This is a genomic window from Alteromonas gracilis, from assembly GCF_043642145.1.
Taxonomy (GTDB): domain Bacteria; phylum Pseudomonadota; class Gammaproteobacteria; order Enterobacterales; family Alteromonadaceae; genus Alteromonas; species Alteromonas gracilis_B.
Genome location: NZ_JBHZRZ010000037.1, coordinates 1 through 1,061, shown reverse-complemented (window position 1 = coordinate 1,061; position 1,061 = coordinate 1). Strand labels below are relative to the sequence as shown.

The following is a 1,061-nucleotide window of genomic DNA, read 5'->3' as shown; positions in this document are numbered from 1 at the left end:
AATAAAAAGAAGGTTCATGCTTACACTGAAGAGTTTCGTAAAGAGGCTGTTCGTCGAGCAGATCAAGAAGGAAACTCCAATCAATCCGTAGCCGCAGAGCTGGGTATTTCTGCGCAACAAATCTACAACTGGCGTCGACAGTTCAAGCGCTGTGGCGGTAATCAATTCTCAACCATTCAAGGTGTGAAGTTTCATCAAGAAGACTCTGAAGAGGTGCAAGCCCTCAAGCGCCAGCTGGCCGACCTTAAAGAAGAGAATGCGTTTTTAAAAAAGGCTGCCGCGTACTTTGCGAGCGACCAAGAGTAAAGTACGCACTCATTAAAGTGTATGCGGGACAGTTCAGAGTAACGATGATGTGTCGGGCACTTAAAGTGTCTCGTTCTGGCTATTATAAGTACCTTACGCGTGGTATGCCCGCACATCAGCAGCGTCGCAAACAGCTGCGTGAGCACACCATGGCGCTCTTTGAAAAATATCAAAAGCGCTATGGCGCACCTAGACTAACACGTGCCTTGAAAGCAGAAAACGTCTCCTGCTGCGTCAATACAATTGCGAAAATTATGCAGCAACTACAGTTACGCGCTCGTAACGGTAGAGCGTTTCGATACTCGCAATATAGCCACAGTAATGTGCGCGTGAGTCAAAACGTCTTGCGCCGGCAATTTGTGGCAACAAAGCCCAATACAAAGTGGGTTACTGACATCACTTATATTCGATTTAAAGGCCAATGGCATTATTTGGCTACCGTGATGGACTTGTACTCAAGAGCTATTGTTGGCTGGGCGTTTGATGGTCATATGACCGAAGAACTTATTATACGCGCACTTAATATGGCAATTAGTCGACGAGATATAGAGCCTGGGTTAATCATTCATTCCGACAGAGGTGTTCAGTATCGCTCCGTACGATACCAAGACTTGATAATGAGTGTCGGTGCTGTGTCCAGCATGAGTAGAAGAAGCAACTGCTGGGACAATGCCGTAATGGAGTCATTCTTCAGTCGTATGAAAGTCGAACTCATATACGGGGAGAAATTCAACTCGCTTCAGGAAATCAAATCT

General features: G+C 46.0%; 2 protein-coding genes. Both read left to right on the top strand.

Features of this window, described 5'->3' with window-relative positions; translation table 11 throughout:
• The coding region (locus ACHUFN_RS20185) for a transposase (RefSeq protein WP_394224522.1) at positions 1-306 on the top strand (306 nt) is incomplete at its 5' end.
• A gap of 11 nt (positions 307-317) precedes the next feature.
• Positions 318-1,061, top strand: a 744-nt coding sequence (locus ACHUFN_RS20180; RefSeq protein ID WP_394224523.1) for an IS3 family transposase, incomplete at its 3' end; no start/stop codon positions are given.